General features: G+C 70.3%; 16 protein-coding genes. 4 read left to right on the top strand and 12 right to left on the bottom strand.

Features of this window, described 5'->3' with window-relative positions; genetic code table 11:
- Window positions 1–53 precede the first annotated feature (53 nt).
- The 7 genes from C7444_RS06355 to C7444_RS06330 all read right to left on the bottom strand — a co-directional run bounded on the left by C7444_RS06355 (window position 54) and on the right by C7444_RS06330 (window position 6,274).
- Window positions 54–971 carry a dihydrodipicolinate synthase family protein gene (locus C7444_RS06355; RefSeq protein ID WP_110400061.1) on the bottom strand — a complete coding sequence of 306 codons (918 nt, stop codon included), beginning with the start codon at window positions 969–971 and terminating at the stop codon, window positions 54–56.
- A gap of 8 nt (window positions 972–979) precedes the next feature.
- The gene (locus tag C7444_RS06350) at window positions 980–2,176 is read right to left on the bottom strand and encodes an L-rhamnonate dehydratase (RefSeq protein WP_110399989.1); all 1,197 of its coding nucleotides are present in this window, start codon (window positions 2,174–2,176) and stop codon (window positions 980–982) included.
- 13 nt (window positions 2,177–2,189) lie between these two features.
- A complete protein-coding gene (locus C7444_RS06345; protein WP_110399988.1) occupies window positions 2,190–3,260 on the bottom strand; it encodes a 4-hydroxythreonine-4-phosphate dehydrogenase PdxA in 1,071 nt (356 codons plus the stop codon).
- 43 nt (window positions 3,261–3,303) lie between these two features.
- Complete coding sequence (locus C7444_RS06340) at window positions 3,304–4,275, bottom strand: Bug family tripartite tricarboxylate transporter substrate binding protein (RefSeq protein WP_110399987.1); 972 nt, start codon at window positions 4,273–4,275, stop codon at window positions 3,304–3,306.
- 114 nt (window positions 4,276–4,389) lie between these two features.
- Window positions 4,390–4,542: a hypothetical protein gene (locus tag C7444_RS20200; protein WP_170130652.1), complete on the bottom strand. Its 153-nt coding sequence runs from the start codon at window positions 4,540–4,542 to the stop codon at window positions 4,390–4,392.
- Between the two features lie 3 nt (window positions 4,543–4,545).
- The gene (locus tag C7444_RS06335; RefSeq protein WP_110399986.1) at window positions 4,546–5,274 is read right to left on the bottom strand and encodes a FadR/GntR family transcriptional regulator; all 729 of its coding nucleotides are present in this window, start codon (window positions 5,272–5,274) and stop codon (window positions 4,546–4,548) included.
- A 91-nt stretch (window positions 5,275–5,365) separates the two neighbouring features.
- Window positions 5,366–6,274, bottom strand: a complete 909-nt coding sequence (locus C7444_RS06330; RefSeq protein WP_110399985.1) for an AraC family transcriptional regulator — start codon at window positions 6,272–6,274, stop codon at window positions 5,366–5,368.
- Between the two features lie 277 nt (window positions 6,275–6,551).
- Between C7444_RS06330 and C7444_RS06325 the strand changes: the two genes are divergently transcribed.
- The 3 genes from C7444_RS06325 to C7444_RS06315 are packed head-to-tail and all read left to right on the top strand — an operon-like array spanning window position 6,552 to window position 10,361.
- A complete protein-coding gene (locus tag C7444_RS06325; protein WP_110399984.1) occupies window positions 6,552–7,025 on the top strand; it encodes a (2Fe-2S)-binding protein in 474 nt (157 codons plus the stop codon).
- 10 nt (window positions 7,026–7,035) lie between these two features.
- Window positions 7,036–9,288 (top strand): xanthine dehydrogenase family protein molybdopterin-binding subunit, encoded by a 2,253-nt coding sequence (locus C7444_RS06320; protein ID WP_110399983.1) that lies wholly within the window; start codon window positions 7,036–7,038, stop codon window positions 9,286–9,288.
- A 14-nt stretch (window positions 9,289–9,302) separates the two neighbouring features.
- Window positions 9,303–10,361: an XdhC family protein gene (locus C7444_RS06315; protein ID WP_110399982.1), complete on the top strand. Its 1,059-nt coding sequence runs from the start codon at window positions 9,303–9,305 to the stop codon at window positions 10,359–10,361.
- An 11-nt stretch (window positions 10,362–10,372) separates the two neighbouring features.
- Here the strand turns inward: C7444_RS06315 and C7444_RS06310 are convergent, their stop codons facing one another.
- The 5 genes from C7444_RS06310 to C7444_RS06290 all read right to left on the bottom strand — a co-directional run bounded on the left by C7444_RS06310 (window position 10,373) and on the right by C7444_RS06290 (window position 16,836).
- A complete protein-coding gene (locus C7444_RS06310) occupies window positions 10,373–11,371 on the bottom strand; it encodes a Bug family tripartite tricarboxylate transporter substrate binding protein (protein ID WP_110399981.1) in 999 nt (332 codons plus the stop codon).
- 67 nt (window positions 11,372–11,438) lie between these two features.
- On the bottom strand, window positions 11,439–12,911 hold the full coding sequence (gene pyk / locus C7444_RS06305) for a pyruvate kinase (RefSeq protein WP_110399980.1): 1,473 nt from the start codon (window positions 12,909–12,911) through the stop codon (window positions 11,439–11,441).
- The gene (locus C7444_RS06300) at window positions 12,912–14,219 is read right to left on the bottom strand and encodes a glycerate kinase type-2 family protein (RefSeq protein ID WP_110399979.1); all 1,308 of its coding nucleotides are present in this window, start codon (window positions 14,217–14,219) and stop codon (window positions 12,912–12,914) included.
- A gap of 21 nt (window positions 14,220–14,240) precedes the next feature.
- Window positions 14,241–15,590: a dicarboxylate/amino acid:cation symporter gene (locus tag C7444_RS06295; RefSeq protein WP_110399978.1), complete on the bottom strand. Its 1,350-nt coding sequence runs from the start codon at window positions 15,588–15,590 to the stop codon at window positions 14,241–14,243.
- A gap of 178 nt (window positions 15,591–15,768) precedes the next feature.
- Window positions 15,769–16,836 carry a tartrate dehydrogenase gene (locus C7444_RS06290; protein WP_110399977.1) on the bottom strand — a complete coding sequence of 356 codons (1,068 nt, stop codon included), beginning with the start codon at window positions 16,834–16,836 and terminating at the stop codon, window positions 15,769–15,771.
- 135 nt (window positions 16,837–16,971) lie between these two features.
- Between C7444_RS06290 and C7444_RS06285 the strand changes: the two genes are divergently transcribed.
- Complete coding sequence (locus C7444_RS06285; RefSeq protein WP_110399976.1) at window positions 16,972–17,901, top strand: LysR substrate-binding domain-containing protein; 930 nt, start codon at window positions 16,972–16,974, stop codon at window positions 17,899–17,901.
- Window positions 17,902–17,909 lie beyond the last annotated feature (8 nt).

The following is a 17,909-nucleotide window of genomic DNA, read 5'->3' as shown; positions in this document are numbered from 1 at the left end:
GGTCGATCGGGCGCGCCGCGGCCCGCCTGGCCGGGGCTTCAACCCACCTGGCGTCAGCGCGCCCAGCGCAGGACCAGGGGATCCAGGCGGCGGGCCGCATCCAGCAGGCCGGCCCGGATGGCCGGATGCATCGCGGGGAAAGGATGGCGCGGGGCATCGCAGGCGATCACGCCACCTTCTTTCATCAGCGCCTTGGCCGTCAGGATGCCGCCCTGGCGGTTCTCGTAGTTGATCAGCGGCAGCCAGCGGCCGTACTCGGTGACCGCGGTTTCGCGGTCACCGGCCAGATGGGCATCGACGATGCGGCGGATGCCGTCGGGGAAGGCCCCTCCGGTCATCGCGCCCGTGGCCCCGGCGTCCAGATCGGCCAGCAGGGTGATGGCCTCCTCGCCATCCCAGGGTCCCTCGATCGCATCACCGCCCAGCGCGATCAGCTCACGCAGCTTGCTGGCGGCACCCGCGGTCTCGATCTTGAAATACGAGACCTGCTCGATCTCTCGGGCCAGCCGGGCCAGGAAGGGCGCCGACAGCACCGTGCCACTGGCCGGCGCATCCTGGATCATGATCGGAATGTCGATGGCCTCGGAGACATGACGGTAGAAGCCCTCGATGCCCGGCTCGGCGACCCGGAAGGTGGCGCCGTGGTAGGGCGGCATCACCATCACCATGGCGGCCCCCATGTCCTGCGCGCGTCGGCTGCGGGCGGCGCAGACCTGCGAGCCATAGTGCGTGGTGGTGACGATCACCGGCACACGACCGGCCACGTGCTCCAGCGCGGTGCGGGTCAGCACCTCGCGCTCATCGTCGGACAGCGCGAACTGCTCGGAGAAGTTGGCCAGGATGCACAGGCCGGTGGAGCCTGCATCGATCATGAAGTCGAGGCAGCGTTTCTGGCTGTCCAGGTCCAGCTCGCCGGTCTCGGTGAACGTCGTGGGGACGACGGGGAACACCCCCTTGTAGGGCCGTTTCATGGTCGGGCTCACTCGGTGATGTGGAACTGATCGAGGAACTCGGTCTTCATCGTCAAGCCCAGGCCCGGCACGTCGTCGCGCAGTTGCAGGAAACCGTTCTCGGCCACCGGCTCGCCGTCGAAGATGTAATAGAACAGCTCGTTGCCCACTTCCACGTCGAACATCGGGAAGTACTCGCTCATCGGGCAGTTCAGGCTGCTCATGGTGAGGTGGTAGTTGTGCATCTGGCCGGCGTGCGGGATCACCGGCACGCTGTAGGCCTCGCACAGCGCGTTGATCTTGTGCGCCATGGTGATGCCGCCGACGCGGTTGGTGTCGTACTGCACCACGCTCACCGCCTTGCGGTCGAGCAGCTGCTTGAAGCCGTAGAGGCTGAACTCGTGTTCGCCGCCCGAGATGGGGATGCTGGTGAGCTGGTTGAGTTCGGCGTAACCGTCGATGTCGTCGGCAATCACCGGTTCTTCCAGCCAACGCGGCTGGTACTTCTCCAGCTTGGGCAGCATGCGCTTGGCGTACTCCAGGTTCCAACCCATGTAGCACTCGAGCATCAGGTCGTTGTCGTAGCCGATGACCTCGCGCACGGCCTCGACCGACTTCAGGTTCTCCACCACGCCTTGCTGGCCGTGCTGCGGACCGTAGCCGAAGCGCATCTTGAAGGCGCGGAAGCCCTGGTCGACGAACTTCTGTGCCTCGGCCTGCATCTCCTTGAGGTCCGTGCGGTAGAGCTTGCTGTAGTAGCAGGGGATCTTCTCTTTGGTGCGGCCGCCCAGCAGCTTGAACACCGGCTTGTTGACGCTCTTGCCCAGGATGTCCCAGATGGCGATGTCGATCGCCGAGATCGCGGCCATGCCCACGCCCTTGCGGCCCCAGGCGTGCGTGGCGCGGTACATGCGCTGGTTCAGGTACTCGTAGTCCCAGGGGTCCTGGCCGATCACCAGCGGCGCCAGGTACTCGTCGATGATGGCCTTCGCGATCTTCGGTGCCAGGGCCACATTGCCCAGGCCGACGATGCCGTCATCGGTCTCCACCTCGACCACGGTCCAGCCGTGGAAGCGGAAGGTGTTCATGGTGTCGGTGCCGGCAGCATGAGCGTTGGCGCGGTTGTCGTACACCAGGTCCATCGCGTTGGAGCAGAAGTTGCCTTGCGGCGGCACGGTCTTGCCCTTCCATTCGAAGACACGGGCGCGGACGGATTTGATTTTCATGGTGGGTGGCTCCTCAGGACAGGGACGAAGTCGGGGTGGTGGATGTGGGCGCGCCGAACAGGCTGTCGCCCGAGCGGTAGGTGCGGCCCATGCGGCAGGCGATCTGGAAGGCGTTGGCGGTGGCGTCGACGTTGGCTTTGCCCTGGCCCGCGATGTCGTAGGCCGTGCCGTGCGCCGGCGTGGTGATGGGGATGGGCAGGCCGCCTTGCACCGTCACGCCCTTGGAGAAGCCGAGCAGCTTGATCGCGATCTGGCCCTGGTCGTGGTACATGGTCACCACCGCATCGAGCTCGCCATCGCGGGCCTTCAGGAAGATGGTGTCGGCGGGGTAGGGGCCCACCACCGGCAGGCCTTCGGCCACCAGCTGCGCCACGGCGGGCGCGATGATGTCGATCTCTTCGCGGCCGCAGGTGCCGCCGTCGCCGTTGTGCGGGTTGAAGCCGGCCACGGCCACACGCGGTGCGGTCACGCCATTGGCCTGCAGCGAGTGGTAGATCAGGCGCGCCGCAGCCACGATGCGCTCCACGCTCAGCAGGCCCGCGGCCTCTTTGAGCGGCACGTGCGACGACACGCGCGAGGTCCACAGATCACCCAGGGTGTTGAACTCGCAGAAGTAGCTCGTCACACCCAGGTGTTCGGCAAAGTGGTGCAGCTCGTCTTCGTGCTTCAGGCCGCCTTGTTTCATCGCGAACTTGTTGAGCGGCGCGAAGCAGATGGCATCGATCTCGCGGCGGCTGGCCGCGTCCATGCAGCGGTCGAGCACGGCCAGCACCGAGCGGCCACCGGCCGCTTCGGCCTGGCCACGGTGCACCTGCTCGGGCGCCACCGTGTCCACCGCCAGGAAGGCAGGCGTGCCCGCGTTGGCGCGGCCACGCACCTCGGCCAGCGAGGCCACCGGGATGGTGGTCACGCTCAAGCCGGCAATGCGCTGGCCCTCGGCCCACAGCCAGGGGTCGCCCACCAGCACCACATTGGCTTGCGCCACCAGGTCGGCGCGTGCCAGCAGGCGGGCGATCAGCTCGGCGCCGATGCCGGCCGGGTCGCCCAGGGTCAAGGCCACCACGGGCGCTTGCATGTCGTTCATGTCAGTCCTCTCTGAAAGGTTGAAAGGCGAGCCGCGACGGCCCTCAATCGGCCTTGATGCCGCGCTTCTTGATCAGCTCGGCATAGCGCTTGTTCTCGGCCACATGGAAGGCCTGGAATTGGGGCGGGCTCATCGGCGTCAGGTCGGCGCCGATGTTGGCCAGGCGTGCCTTGGTGTCGGGCAGGGTCAGGAGCTTGCTGACCTCCTCGGCCACGCGCTGCTGCACCGCCTTGGGCGTGGCCGATGGCATGTAGATGCCGTACCAGGCGCTCATCTCCACGCCCTTCACACCCGATTCGGCCAGCGTCGGCACCGTGGGCAGCTCGGGGTTGCGCGCGGTGGCGCAGACGGCCAGCGCACGCAGCTTGCCGTTCTTGATGTGCGGCATCACCGAGGCCAGCGTGTCGAAGCTCATCTGCACCTGGCCCGCCATCAGGTCCACCAGCGCCGGGCCCGAGCCGCGGTAGGGGATGTGCACGGTGGCCACGCCAGTGGCGTCCTCGAACAGCTCGCCCGCGATGTGCTGCGTGCTGCCGTTCCCCGACGAGGCGTAATTGATCACGCCCGGCTGCTTGCGCGCCGCGGCCACCAGATCGGCCACGGTCTTGTAGGGCGAGGTGGCGCTCACCACCAGCACATTGGGCACCGCACCCACGTAGGCCACGGGTACCAGGTCATGGTCGTTGTCGTAGGCCAGCTTGATCAGGTGAGGCGCGATCGCATGCGCGGTCGACACGCCCATCACCATCGTGTGACCGTCGGTCGACTTGACCACCACATCCACTGCCAGGGTGTTGGACGCACCGGGGCGGTTCTCCACCACCACCGTCGTCTTCAGGGCCGGGCCGAGCTTGTCGGCCACCGCACGGGCCATCGCGTCGGTACCGCCTCCAGGGCTGGAGCCGACCAGCATGCGCAAGGGCTGGCTGGGCCAGGTCTGGGCATGAGCGGCACCCAGGGTGGAGGCAAGAGCGGCCAGGGCCAGCAGGTGACGGCGGGAGAAGAGTCGGGGCATGTTTGTCTCCATGGTTTCGTTGAAGGACGGGGATCGCGAACAGCCGTTGGTCTCACGGCTTTGAAGGAAGGTGATGCAGCCCCCTCCAGCGGAGGCCCACGGATGCATCCGGAGTCAAACTGGTATTTGAACCAGACCAGTTGTCACGAACAAAAGATCGATGAATGCCGCCGACGCGCGCCAAGCGGCACCAGTGCACAGGCGCTCGAGTAGCGCACCCGGGCGGATCACCCGCTCGAAGCGGGCGTCAAGGACATCGATGGCCATGGCCTACTTCCCGAGTTCGGACAGGGTGGTCGTGTAGACGCTGTCCAGGTGATGGCGCACGGCCTGGGCCGCATGCTCCGGATGCCGGGCGCGCAGCGCCGCGACGATGCTGCGGTGATCCTCCACGCTGCGGGCGATGGCGTCCTTGCGCTTGAGCGCCTTGCGTCGGGCGTCGAGCGCGAACGCGTAGAGATCGACCACGAAGCTGGCCAGCAGGTCGTTGCCGCAGGCCTCGTACATCACGGTGTGGAACTCGCGGTCGGAGATCTGGAAGCGCACCGGATCGTTGAGCATCGAGGCCTGCTCGGCCACCAGGGCCTCCAGCCGGTCCAGCGTGGCGGGTTTCATGCGGGCCGCGGCCAGGCGCATCACCTCCACCTCCACCAGCGCGCGCGCCTCGGTGACCTCCTCGATCGACTTGCCCTTGAACAGGCCGAACGAGGACACCGTGTCCTGGAAGGTCTGCCCGGCCGTGCCCAGCACCTTGGTGCGCGAGCCCTGCGAGACCCCGATCATGCGACGCCCGGCCAGCACCGAGATCGCGCCGCGCACCGATTCGCGCGACACCGACAGCGTGGCCGCCAGCTCGCGCTCGGACGGCAGTTCGTCACCGGCCTGCAGCAGGCCGGTCTGGATCATCGAGGCGATCTTGTCGGCCACCTGGTCCTTGACGGTGCGCTTGGTGATCTCACGGGATCCGGCGCCTGGAACGCGGTGATGGAGGATGTCCACGGTGTGTGCAGTTCTGGTTTACTGGTTGGTCAAGCATACCAGTTGCCTCCGAAAAGGCCGCTCTGGGTTTTCCCTGGGCCGCTCGACGGACTCAGGACACCGACACCGCCACCCCGCCGTCCACCCGCTCGCGCAGGCGCCGGATGTCACGCTGGGGTGGCGCGCCGAACAGCCGGCTGTACTCGCGGCTGAACTGGGGCGCACTCTCGTAGCCCACCCGGGCGGCGGCGCTGCCGGCGTCCAGGGACTGGTTCAGCATCAGCTGGCGCGCCTCCTGCAGGCGCAGCTGCTTCTGGTACTGCAGCGGGCTCATGCCGGCCAGGTGACGGAAGTGCTGGCGGAAGGTCGAGGGACTCATGTGCACGCTGGTCGCCAGTTCGTCCATGCGGACGTCGCGGCTGAAGTTCTGCTTGAGCCAGGCCATCGCGCGCGCCACCTGGTGGCCGGGCGAGCCCGCCGACACCAGGTAGCGCAGGTAGGGGCCATGGGCCCCCGCCAGCAGCCGCACGGTGATCTCCTGCTGGATCAGCGGCGCCATGTGGGCGGTCAGTCCCGGCTCGTCCAGCAGCCGAACCAGCCGGATCACGGCGTCCAGCAGCGGCGGATCCAGCGGGATGCGCGAGATCGCGCTCGGGGGCGACTCGCGCGACAGCGGCGGCAGGTCCATCTCCGCGGCCCGCTGCACGAGCGAGCGGGCGTCGAGCCTGAGCAGCAGGCCGAGGAACGGCGTGGCCAGATCGGCCCGGGTGACACGGGCCACCACCGGCAGGTCCACCGTCGTCAGCAGGGACTGGCCCGGCCCGTAGTCGATCACCTGGTCGCCGAGAGTGACCTGCTTGCCGCCCTGCGCCGCGACGGCCAGGCCCAGCCCGTAGACGCAGGGCATGGGCGGCGTGCGCTCGCTGCTGCGGTAGAAGGACAGCGCTTCGATGGGGGTCTGGTGCGGGCCGTCATTTTGGGCAATCCGGCCGATCTCACGTGCCAGGGTGTCAATGGGCATGGCGGTCTTTCAGGAAGGCACGAACTCCGCACAAACCCTGTGCATTCAGCAGTTGATCGATGCACATCCAGGGTCCGCGCCGTGCGCCGACTGTAGCGTCACCGCCTGCGCCAGCGCGCCCGTCCATGAACATTCGTCGGAAAAGGCAAGACAAGGCTCGAAAACGACAAATCCGCAGCCGGGCGGAGCGGCACACTGCCCCCTCGGGAATGAGCCCGGCAAGCCGCCTCGGCCTGGCGTCCGCGCCCTTCATCCACCTCAGGAGAACCGCCCCACCATGAGCACGCTCAACGTCAACGGCCAGGCGCACACGGTCGACGCCGACCCCGCCACCCCCATCCTCTGGGCCCTGCGCGACCACCTGGGCCTGACCGGCACCAAGTTCGGCTGCGGCGCGGCCCTGTGCGGCGCCTGCACCGTGCACCTCGACGGCCAGGCCATCCGCTCCTGCGTCACGCCCATCTCGGTGGCAGAGGGCAAGCGCCTCACCACCATCGAGGCCACCACCGACGGCAGCGACCGCGTGGGCGCGGCCGTGCACGCGGCCTGGGTCAAGCACGACGTGGCCCAGTGCGGCTACTGCCAGAGCGGCCAGATCATGAGCGCCACGGCCTTCCTGAAGTCGCTGCCCCAGGGCAGGCAGCCCACGCCGGCCGAGATCGACACGGCCATGGCCGGCAACATCTGCCGCTGCGGCACCTACGCCCGCATCCGCGCCGCCGTGGCCGATGCCGCGCGCGCCCTCGCCTGAAGGAGCCCCCATGCTGCCATCCACCTTCCAGGGCGAACTGCCCCGCGCCCTGCAACACCTGATCGAGCGTGAGCGGGCGGCCGACGCCCCGCCCGCGCCCCTGCCGCGCCGCCACTTCCTGAAGGTGGCCGGCCTGGGTGGCCTGGTCCTGGGCACCTTCCCGGGCCTGGCCGCGGCCCAGGGCGCCGCGGCTTCGACCGCCCCGGCGGCGCTCAAGCCCACCGAGCAGCCCCTGTCCTTCGTGCGGATCGCGCCCGATGGCGAGGTCACCGTCACCATCAACCGGCTGGAGTTCGGCCAGGGCGTGCAGACCGCCCTGCCCATGATCCTGGCCGAGGAGCTGGACGCCGACTGGTCCCTGGTGCGCAGCCGCATGGGCAGCAACGACGGCGCCTACGTCGACCCGCGCTTCGGCATGCACCTGACCGGTGGCTCCAACACCATCAAGCACAGCTACACGCAGTACCGCGAGCTGGGTGCCCGGGCCCGCGCCATGCTGCTGTCGGCCGCGGCCACGCGCTGGAGCGTCGACGTGGCCACGCTGCGCACGCAGGCCGGCCAGGTGATCGCCGCCGATGGCCGCCGGCTGGGCTACGGCGAGCTGGCCGAGGCCGCGATGGCCCTGCCCGTGCCGACCACGGTCAAGCTCAAGGAAGCGAAGGACTTCCGCCTCATCGGCCAGCCGACCACCCGCATCGACGCCAAGGCCAAGAGCAGCGGCCGCCAGGCCTTCGGCATCGACATGCGGCTGCCCGGTCAGCTCACCGCCGTGGTCGCCCACCCGCCAGTGTTCGGCGCCAGGCTCAAGTCGGTCGATGACGGCGCCGCGCGCGCCATCAAGGGCGTGAAGGCCGTGCTGCGCGTGCCGCTGGACCGCGGTGCCGAGGGCGTGGCCGTGGTGGCCGATGGCTACTGGCCGGCCAAGCAGGGCCGCGAGGCGCTCAAGCTGGAGTGGGACACGGCCGCGGTCGAGAAGGTCGACAGCACCCGCCAGCTGGCGCAGTACCGCGCGCTGGTCAAGCAGGAAGGCCCGCGCCATTTCGAGGCCGACATGGCCCCGCTGGCCAAGGCCCCGCGCCGCATCGAGGCCGAGTTCGTCTTCCCCTACCTGGCGCACGCGCCCATGGAGCCGCTGAACTGCACCGTGCAGCTCACCGACAGCGGCGCCGAGCTCCACGTGGGCAGCCAGTTCCCCGGCGTGGACGGCCTGGCCGCCGCCCGCGTGCTGGGCCTCAAGCCCGAGCAGGTGCGCGTGAACGTGCAGATGGCCGGTGGCGGCTTCGGCCGCCGCGGCCTGTTCAGCAGCGACTACGTGGTCGAGGCCTGCGAGGTGGCCAAGGCCGCCCGCACGGCCGGCCTCAGCGCCCCGGTGCGCCTGGTGTGGCGCCGCGAGGACGACATCCAGGGCGGCTACTACCGCCCCATGCACCTGCACCATGCCCGCATCGGCTTCGACGACCGGGGCCAGGTGCTGGCCTGGGACCACGTGCTGGTCGGCCAGTCGATCACCGAGGGCTCGCCCTTCGCCGGCGTGATGATCAAGAACGGCGTGGACAACACCGCCGTGGAAGGCATGCGCGATCCCTACGATCTGCCCATGCGCCTGACGGTGCACCACCCCAAGCTGAACGTGCCGGTGCTGTGGTGGCGCAGCGTGGGCTCCACGCACACGGCCTTCGTGATGGAGACGCTGATCGACGAGATCGCTCGCCAGACCAGGCAGGACCCGGTCGCCTACCGCATGAAGCTGTTCGGCGACCAGCACCCGCGCCACCGCGAGGCCCTGCAGCTGGCGGTCGACCGGAGCGGCTACGGCAAGAAGCGCCTGCCCGCGGGCCGCGCCTGGGGCGTGGCCGTGCACGAGTCCTTCGAATCGGTGGTGGCCTATGTGGTCGAGGCCTCGGTGAAAAAGGGCCAGGCCGTGCTGCACCGCGTGACGGCGGGCGTGCACTGCAACCTGGTGGTCAACCCGCGCACGGTGGAGGCCCAGGTGCAGGGCGCCGCGCTGATGGGCCTGTCGATGTGCCTGCCCGGTGCGGCCATCACGCTGAAGGACGGCGAGGTGCAGCAGAGCAACTTCGGCGACTTCGTCGTGCCGCGCATCACCGACATGCCCGAGATCGCCGTGCACACCGTGCCCAGCGCCGACCCGCCCACCGGCATGGGCGAACCCGGCCTGCCTGCGCTGGCACCGGCCTTCGCCAACGCCATCGCCCGGCTGACCGGCAAGCCGCAACGCCAGCTGCCCTTCCAGCTGGCCTGAGCCCGGAGCCGCGCATGGAAGACCTCGACACCCGGGTGCTGCGCACCGCGCTGGGCTGGCACGACACCGGCCTGCCGGTGGTGCTGGTCACCGTGGCTCGCACCTGGGGCTCGTCGCCGCGCCCGCCGGGCTCGCTGATGGCCATCAACGGCCGCGGCGAGACGACGGGCTCGGTCTCGGGCGGCTGCATCGAGGACGACCTGATCCAGCGCATCCGCGACGGTGGCGTGCAGGCGGCCTGCGCCAGCGCCGCGCCCACCGTGCTGCGCTACGGCATCTCGGCCGACCAGGCGCACCGTTTCGGCCTGCCCTGCGGCGGCACGGTGGAGCTGGTGCTCGAGCGGGTCGAGGCCCGCAGCCGGCTCGCCCCGCTGCTGCAGGCCTGCCAGCAACGGCACAGCACCGAGCGGGTGCTGGACCTGCGCACCGGCGAGGTCGACCTGCGCCCGGTGCCCCGCGGGGCCCGGGGCGACGGGGTGCCGCGGCTCGACGACCGCACCCTGAGCACCTACCTGGGCCCGCAGAACCGCCTGATCCTGATCGGTGCGGGGGACCTGTCGCGTTTCATGAGCCAGATGGCGCTGAGCCTGGGCTTCGAGGTCATCGTCTGCGACCCGCGCGCCGAGCAGCGCGCCAGCTGGCAGCTCGACGGCGTCACGCTCAGCCACGAGATGCCCGACGACCTGATCCTGCGCCTGCAGCCCGATGCACGCACCGCTGTGGTCGCGCTGACGCACGACCCCAAGCTCGACGACCTGGCCCTGATCGACGCGCTGCAGTCCGACGCCTTCTACGTCGGGGCCATCGGCTCGCGCCGCAACAGCGCGCTGCGCCGGGCGCGCCTGCACGAGCACTTCGACCTGTCCGAGGCCACGCTGGACACGCTGCACGGCCCCGCGGGCCTCTACATCGGCAGCAAGACCCCGGCCGAGATCGCGCTGTCGATCATGGCCGAGGTGGTGGCGGTGAAGAACGGCGTGGCGGCGCTCACCCCGACGCCGATCGCCGCGGGCAAGCAGCAACTCGAGCACCCGTCGGCGGGTGCGGCGGTGCGGGCGGGTTGCGGGGTCTGAAGCCCGGCCCTTCACTCGATCGTGACCTTGGCAGCCTTCACCAGGTGGGCGAACTTCTCGGTCTCGGCCTTGATCTGCGCGGCCATCTGCTCGGGCGTGTTGCCCACCGGCTCGGCACCGATCTCGGCCATGCGCTTGCGGAAGTCCGGCGACTGGATGATGCGGATCATCTCCGCGCTCAGGCGCTGGGTGATGTCGCGGGGCGTGGCCGCCGGAGCCAGCACGCCGAACCAGGTGCCGATGTTGAAGCCCTTCAGGCCAGCCTCTTCCATCGTCGGCACGTCGGGAAGCGCGGAGGAGCGCCTGCTGGTGCTCACCGCCAGGGCGCGCAACTTGCCGCTGCGGATGTGCTGCAGCACCGGCGTCACGGTGTCGAAGGACAGGTTGATCTGGCCGCCCAGCAGGTCGGTGGTCAGCGGGCCGCTGCCCTTGTAGGGCACGTGGGTCAGCTCGGTGCCGGTCATGTTCTCGAACTGGGTGCCGATCAGGTGCTGGGCTGTGCCGTTGCCGTTGGAGCCGTAGGTGTAGCCACCTTGCGCCTTGGCCAGCGCGACCAGCTCGGTCACCGACTTCGCCGGCGTGGCCGCGGCGTTGACCACCAGCACATTGGGCACCAGCGCGACCGTGGTCAGCGGCACGAAATCCTTCTGCAGGTCGTAGGCCAGCTTGCGGTACACCGCCGGGGCGATGGTGTGGTGCACCGCGCCCATCAGCAGGGTGTAGCCGTCAGGCCGGGACTTGGCGACGTAGTCCGCACCCAGCGTGGCGCCGGCACCCGGCTTGTTCTCCACGATCACGGCCTGGCCCAGGCTCTGCGAGAGCTTCTCGCCCAGCGCCCGGGCGAGCACGTCGGTCGTGCCGCCGGCGGCGAAGGGCACGATCAGCGACACGGGCCGGGCGGGCCAGGCCTGGGCCAGGGCGCCGCCGCAGGGCAGGGCCAGGGCCGGCGCGGCGAGCAGGGCCAGGGTGCGCACCAGACGGCGGCGGCTGAGGGGGTGGACGGGGTTCATGCGGGTCTCCTGATGCGCTCGGGGCGCTGTAATGGCCGGGCTCCAGGAGCCGGCCGGGGTGGCGGGATCAGCTCGCGGGGCTGTCCATCGTCGACTCGGGGGCGGGCGGCGGCTCGACCTCGCCCTCGACCTGGGCGATGCGCAGCAGGTTGGTCGTGCCCGGGCTGCCGAAGGGCATGCCCGCGGCGATCACCAGCGTCTGGCCGGGCCGGGCGAACCGGCGCTGCACGGCGGTGCGCAGGGCCAGCGCCGTCATCTCGTCCACGCTGGCCACGTCCTCGCAGAGCACCGGATGCACGCCCCAGACCAGCGCCAGGCGGCGGGCCGTCCTCACCTGCGGCGTCATGCCCAGGATCCTGGCGCGGGGGCGCTCGCGCGCCATGCGCAGGGCCGATGCGCCGGAGCTGGTGTAGGCGACCATCGCGGCCACGTCCAGCAGACCGGCCACCGAGCGGGCGGCCCAGCCGATCGCGTCGGCCGTGTCGGCCTGCGGCGGGGTGTGGGACGCGTCGAGCGCCTGGCGATGCTGCGGATCGGCCTCGGTGCGGGCGATGATGCGGTCCATCATCGCCACCGACTCGACCGGGAAACGACCCGAGGCCGACTCGGCCGACAGCATCACCGCGTCCGCGCCGTCGTAGATCGCGGTGGCCACGTCGGAGGCTTCGGCCCGGGTCGGCACGGGCGCGCCGACCATCGACTCGAGCATCTGGGTGGCCACGATCACCGGCTTGCCCAGCCGGCGACAGGCCCGCACGATGCGCTTCTGGATGGCCGGCACCTGCTCGGCGGGCATCTCGACGCCGAGGTCGCCGCGCGCGACCATGACCGCATCGGTCTCGGCCAGGATCTCGTCGAGCCGCTCGATCGCCGCCGGCTTCTCCAGCTTGGCCACGATGCCCGCACGGCCCTGCACGATGGCCTTGATCTCGCTGATGTCGGCCGCGCGCTGCACGAAGGACAGCGCGATCCAGTCGACCCCCAGCGTCAGGCCGAAATCGAGGTCGGCGTGGTCCTTGGCCGTCAGCGCGGAGATGGGCAGCATGACCCCCGGCACGTTCACGCCCTTGCGGTCGGACAGCCGGCCGCCGTTGATGACCTGCGTGTCGGCGAAGTCGGCCCCGCAGTCCAGCACCCGCAGGCGCAGCCGGCCGTCGTCGAGCAGCAGGTCGGCGCCCGGCTGCAGCGCGGCGAAGATCTCCGGGTGCGGCATCACGACCCGGTGCACGTCGCCGGCGCGCCCGCGGTCGAGGTCCAGGCGGAAAGCCGCGCCCTCGACCAGATCCACCGCCCCGTCGGCGAACGTGCCCACGCGCAGCTTCGGGCCCTGGAGGTCGAGCAGCACGCCGATCGGGCGGCCCAGCTCGGCCTCGATGGCCCGGATCAGGTCCAGGCGCTGGCGGTGGTCGGCATGGGTGCCGTGGCTGAAGTTCAGGCGGAACACGTCCGCGCCAGCATGCACGAGCGCCTCGATGGTCGCGCGGTCGGCGCTGGCCGGGCCGAGCGTGGCGACGATCTTGGCATTGCAGGGATGTTGCATTCAGCAGGTTCCGTGGGGTTGGGCAGCGGGCGCATCGATGACGATGGCCCGGAAGTCGTTCACATTGGTCAGCGTCGGCCCGGTGATCACCGAGTCGCCCAGCGCCGCGAAGAAGCCGTGCGCGTCGTTGTCGTCCAGCCGCTCGCGCGGGTTCATGCCCAGCGCCCAGGCCCGCGCCAGCGTGTCGGGCGCCAGCAGCGCACCGGCGATCTCCTCCTGGCCGTCGACCCCGTCGGTGTCACCGGCCAGCGCATGCACGCCGGCGGCACCGCCCAGCGCCACGCCCAGGGCCAGCAGGAACTCGACGTTGCGCCCGCCCCGGCCCTGGCCACGCAGCGTGACCGTGGTCTCGCCCCCCGAGAGCAGCACGCAGGGCGGCCGGAAGGGCTGGCCATGGCGGGCGCTCGGCAGCGTGATGCCGGCCAGGGTCCGGGCGACGTCGCGGGCCTCGCCCTCGATCGCGTCACCGAGGATGTGGGCCGGGTAACCCGCCTGGCGTGCCACCCGGGCCGCCGCCTCCAGCGCCATGCGCGGCGTGGCGATGAAGCGCGTCTCGATGTCGGGCAGGCGCGGGTCGCCGGGCTTGAGGGTCTCGCCCTCGCCGCTCTCCAGCAGGGCCAGGGCCGCCGCGGGCACGTCGATGCGGTGGCGCCGCAGGATGGCCAGCGCATCGACGCAGGTGGTGGGGTCGGCCACCGTGGGGCCCGAGGCGATGTCGATCGCGTCGTCCCCCGGCACGTCGGAGAGCAGCAGGTTCACCACCCGCGCCGGGTGACAGGCCGCCGCCAGCCGACCGCCCTTGATGGCCGACAGGTGGCGGCGCACGCAGTTCATCTCGCTGATGGTCGCGCCGCTGGCCAGCAGGCCCTTGTTCAGCGCCTGCTTGTCGGCCAGCGTCAGGCCGGCCAGGGCCAGCGGCAGCAGGGCGGAGCCCCCGCCGGAGATCAGGCACAGCACCAGGTCGTCGGGGCCCAGGCCCTGCACCTGCTGCAGCAGCCGGCGGGCCGCGGTCTCGCCGGCGGCATCGGGCACCGGATGGGCCGCCTCGATGATCTCGATGCGCTCGCAGGGCACGGCATGGCCGTAGCGTGTCACCACCAGCCCCGACAGCGGGCCGGTCCAGCAGGTCTCCACCGCCCGGGCCATGGCCGCCGAGGCCTTGCCCGCACCGATCACCACCAGCCGGCCCCTGGGGGGATCGGGCAGGTGGCGCGGCACGCACAGCGCCGGCTGGGCGGCGGCGACGGCCGCATCGAACATCCTGCGCAGCAGGTCCTGCACGCCCGCGTGCTCGGCAGACTGGCTCATGACGTGATCCTTCCGGGATGATCAGGCCGTCTGCACGGAGCGCAGCGACGGGGCGGCACCGGCCGCGACGCCGGCCTCCGACGCGAGGGACGGGGACGGGGGCGCCACCGGGGGCTCCACCTGGCCGTCGAGCACGCGGGCCAGGCGCTCGCGGTCCACCGAGCCCACCCAGCGGGCGATGGCCACGGTGGCCACCGCGTTGCCGATGGTGTTGGTGATGGCACGCGCCTCCGACATGAAACGGTCCACGCCCAACAGCAGCACCATGCCGGCCACCGGGATCTTGCCCATCGAGGCCAGCGTGGCCGCCAGCGTGATGAAACCCGAGCCGGTGACACCCGCCGAGCCCTTGGACGTCAGGGCCAGCACCCCGAGCACCACCAGCTGGTCGGTCAGCGTCAGCGGCGTGTTGGTGGCCTGGGCGATGAAGATGGCCGCCATCGTGTAGTAGATGCACTGGCCGTCGGGGTTGAAGGTCAGGCCCGAAGGCACGACCAGGCCCACCACCGGCCGGGACACGCCCGCATGCTCGAGCTTGCGCATCAGCTGCGGCACCACCGACTCCGACGAGCTGGTGCCCAGCACCGTGAAGAGCTCGTCCCGGATGTACTTCAGGAACTTCCACAGGCTGAAGCCGCACAGCCGCGCGATGCCGCCCAGCACGATGGTGACGAACAGGAAGCAGGTGATGTACATCGTGCCCATCAGCTTGCCCAGCGACAGCAGCGAGCCCAGGCCGTACTTGCCGATGGTGAAGGACATCGCGCCGAAGGCCGCGAGCGGTGCCAGCCGCATGATCATGCCCACCACGGCGAAGATGCCGTCGGTGAAGGACTCCAGGAACTCGACCACCGGCTTCGCGCGGGGGCCGATGCGGGCCAGCGCGACCCCGAAGAGCGTCGCGAAGACCAGGATCTGCAGGATGTCGTTCTTCGCCAGCGCGTCCACGACGCTGCTGGGGACCAGGTTCAGGGCGAAGTCGACGAAGGTCGCGGGCTTGGCCGCCGTCGCGGTGTAGCTGGCGATGGCGCGGGTGTCGAGCTGGGTGGCATCGACGTTCATGCCCTCGCCGGGTCCGACCAGGTTGACCACCACCAGCCCGATGGCCAGCGCGAAGGTCGACAGCACCTCGAAATAGATCAGCGCACGGGCACCGACCCGGCCCAGCTCCTTCATGTTCTCCATGCGCGCGATGCCCAGCACCACGGTGGCGAAGATGACGGGCGCGAACACCATCTTGATCAGCTTGATGAAGACGTCGCCCAGCGGCTTGAATTCACTGCCCAGGTCGGGCTTGAGGAAGCCCAGGGCCACGCCGGCGAACACGCCGATCAGCACCTGGACGTAGAGCTTGCCAAACCAGTGGCGCATGGAGATCTCCTGTCTGTCGTTTTGGTTGTGGTTGTGGGACACGCGCAGGCACGCCGCGGCCGGTGGTGGCCGCACCCGTCGCAGATCCGGCGTGGTGCGGCGGCGGCAGCCGCCCCGCGTGGGCCGGGCGCGGGGCCGGTGCCGGGTGCATCCGGCCGGCCGCTCGGAAGACGGCTGCTCAGCCGGCCAGCAGGTCGCAGACCGCCCGGGTCACGGCCGCCGTGGTGGCCTGGCCGCCGAGGTCGCCGGTGTGCAGCGCCGGGTCGGCCGTGACCTGCTCGATGGCGGCCATCAGCCGGCGGGCGGCCTCGTGCTCACCGAGGTGCTCGAGCAGCATCACGCAGCTCCAGAAGGTGCCCACCGGGTTGGCCAGGCCCTTGCCCATGATGTCGAAGGCCGAGCCGTGGATGGGCTCGAACATCGACGGGTAGCGGCGCTCCGGGTCGAGGTTGGCGGTGGGCGCGATGCCCAGGCTGCCGGCCAGCGCGGCGGCCAGGTCGCTCAGGATGTCGGCATGCAGGTTGGTGGCGACGATGGTGTCCAGCGTGGCCGGCCGGTTGACCATGCGCGCGGTGGCCGCGTCGACGATCTCCTTGTCCCACGTCACGTCCGGGAAGTCCCGGCTGACCTGCAGCGCGATCTCGTCCCACATCACCATCGCATGGCGCTGCGCGTTGCTCTTGGTGACCACGGTCAGCTGCTTGCGGGGGCGCGAGCGGGCCAGCGTGAAGGCGAAGCGGATGACACGCTCGACGCCCGCGCGGGTCATCATGCTGACGTCGCAGGCCGCCTCGATCGGGTGGCCCTGGTGCACCCGGCCGCCGACGCCGGAGTATTCCCCTTCGGAGTTCTCGCGCACGATGACCCAGTCCAGGTCCTCGGGCTTGCAGCGCTTGAGCGGCGCGTCGATGCCGGGCAGGATGCGCGTCGGGCGCACGTTGGCGTACTGGTCGAAGCCCTGGCAGATCTTCAGGCGCAGGCCCCACAGCGTGATGTGGTCGGGGATGTCCGGGTCGCCGGCCGAGCCGAACAGGATCGCGTCCTTGCCGCGCAGCAGGTCGAGGCCGTCGGCGGGCATCATCACGCCGTGCTGGCGGTGGTAGTCGCCGCCCCAGTCGAAGTCCTCGAAGCTGAAGGCGAAGGTCCGGCTGTCGCGGGCCAGGGCCTCCAGCACCTGGCGGCCGGCCGGCACCACTTCCTTGCCAATGCCGTCACCGGGAATGGTCGCGATCGAGTAGGTCTTCATGGTCTGTCTCCGTGGCGAGGCGAACGGTGGCGCCTCAGGGTGTGAATCGATGAGCGCACTGTAGAAAGTGGACAGCCCGCTGGCGCACCGCTAAAGTGAAGCCATCCTTCACCTGAAGTCAACAATCAAGCAGCCATGACCCCTGGCATCCAACCCGCCGACCTGGGCTTCTTCTCGGCGCTGGCCAGCGCCGGCAGCCTCAGCGCCGCCGCGCGTGAACTGGGCATCACCACCCCCGCCGTGAGCAAGCACCTCGCGCTGATGGAGTCGCGGCTGGGCGTGTCGCTGGTGAACCGGACCACCCGGCGCATGAGCCTCACGCCCGAAGGCGAGACCTACCTCGAGCACGCGCGGCGCATCCTCGGCGAGATCCACGACATGGAGCAGCTGCTGGGCACCACACGCTCCACGCCCACCGGGCTGCTGCGCGTCAACGCGACGCTCGGCTTCGGCCGCAGCCACATCGCGCCGCTGATCTCGCGCTTCGTGCGCACCCATCCGAAGGTGGAAGTGCAGCTGCAGCTCTCGGTCCACCCGCCGCCGCTGACCGAAGACGCGTTCGACGTCTGCATCCGTTTTGGCGAGCCGCCCGACGCGCGGGTGATCGCCCGGCGCATCGCCCCCAACCGGCGGCTGCTGTGTGCCTCACCGGCCTACCTGGCGCGCCATGGCACGCCCAAGGTGCCCAACGACCTGGCCCAGCACAACTGCATCGGCATCCGCCAAGGCGAAGAGGCTTACGGCCTGTGGCGCCTCACCCATGGCCGGGGCCGCAACGCCACGCAGGAGGCCATCAAGACACGCGGCAACCTCACCACCAACGATGGCGAGATCGCGGTGAACTGGGCGCTCGACGGCCACGGCATCCTGATGCGTGCCGAGTGGGACATCGAGCGCCTGCTCAAGAGCGGCAAGCTGGTGCAGGTGCTGCCCGGCTACTTCACGCCCGACGCCGACATCCATGCGGTGTACCCGCAGCGCCACCAGCTGGCCGCGCGCGTGCGCGCTTTCGTGGACTTCGTGGAGCTGTCGCTGGCCAGCCGGGCGCCCTCTGCACAGGGCTGAGGCCGGCG

This window comes from Sphaerotilus hippei, from assembly GCF_003201595.1.
GTDB lineage: Bacteria > Pseudomonadota > Gammaproteobacteria > Burkholderiales > Burkholderiaceae_C > Sphaerotilus > Sphaerotilus hippei.
The sequence above is the reverse complement of the archived record's forward strand: the minus strand, read 5'-3'. Positions and strand labels throughout refer to the sequence as shown.

Bases quoted from the DNA above. Each gene is read 5' to 3' on its own strand.
- C7444_RS06345 (WP_110399988.1), bottom strand. From the start codon at position 3,260: ATGAACGACATGCAAGCGCCCGTGGTGGCCTTGACCCTGGGCGACCCG.
- C7444_RS06330 (WP_110399985.1), bottom strand. From the start codon at position 6,274: ATGCCCATTGACACCCTGGCACGTGAGATCGGCCGGATTGCCCAAAAT.
- C7444_RS06295 (WP_110399978.1), bottom strand. From the start codon at position 15,590: ATGCGCCACTGGTTTGGCAAGCTCTACGTCCAGGTGCTGATCGGCGTG.
- C7444_RS06340 (WP_110399987.1), bottom strand. From the start codon at position 4,275: ATGCCCCGACTCTTCTCCCGCCGTCACCTGCTGGCCCTGGCCGCTCTT.
- C7444_RS06285 (WP_110399976.1), top strand. From the start codon at position 16,972: ATGACCCCTGGCATCCAACCCGCCGACCTGGGCTTCTTCTCGGCGCTG.
- C7444_RS06290 (WP_110399977.1), bottom strand. From the start codon at position 16,836: ATGAAGACCTACTCGATCGCGACCATTCCCGGTGACGGCATTGGCAAG.
- C7444_RS06325 (WP_110399984.1), top strand. From the start codon at position 6,552: ATGAGCACGCTCAACGTCAACGGCCAGGCGCACACGGTCGACGCCGAC.
- C7444_RS06350 (WP_110399989.1), bottom strand. From the start codon at position 2,176: ATGAAAATCAAATCCGTCCGCGCCCGTGTCTTCGAATGGAAGGGCAAG.
- C7444_RS20200 (WP_170130652.1), bottom strand. From the start codon at position 4,542: ATGGCCATCGATGTCCTTGACGCCCGCTTCGAGCGGGTGATCCGCCCG.
- C7444_RS06315 (WP_110399982.1), top strand. From the start codon at position 9,303: ATGGAAGACCTCGACACCCGGGTGCTGCGCACCGCGCTGGGCTGGCAC.
- C7444_RS06355 (WP_110400061.1), bottom strand. From the start codon at position 971: ATGAAACGGCCCTACAAGGGGGTGTTCCCCGTCGTCCCCACGACGTTC.
- C7444_RS06320 (WP_110399983.1), top strand. From the start codon at position 7,036: ATGCTGCCATCCACCTTCCAGGGCGAACTGCCCCGCGCCCTGCAACAC.
- C7444_RS06300 (WP_110399979.1), bottom strand. From the start codon at position 14,219: ATGAGCCAGTCTGCCGAGCACGCGGGCGTGCAGGACCTGCTGCGCAGG.
- C7444_RS06310 (WP_110399981.1), bottom strand. From the start codon at position 11,371: ATGAACCCCGTCCACCCCCTCAGCCGCCGCCGTCTGGTGCGCACCCTG.
- pyk (WP_110399980.1), bottom strand. From the start codon at position 12,911: ATGCAACATCCCTGCAATGCCAAGATCGTCGCCACGCTCGGCCCGGCC.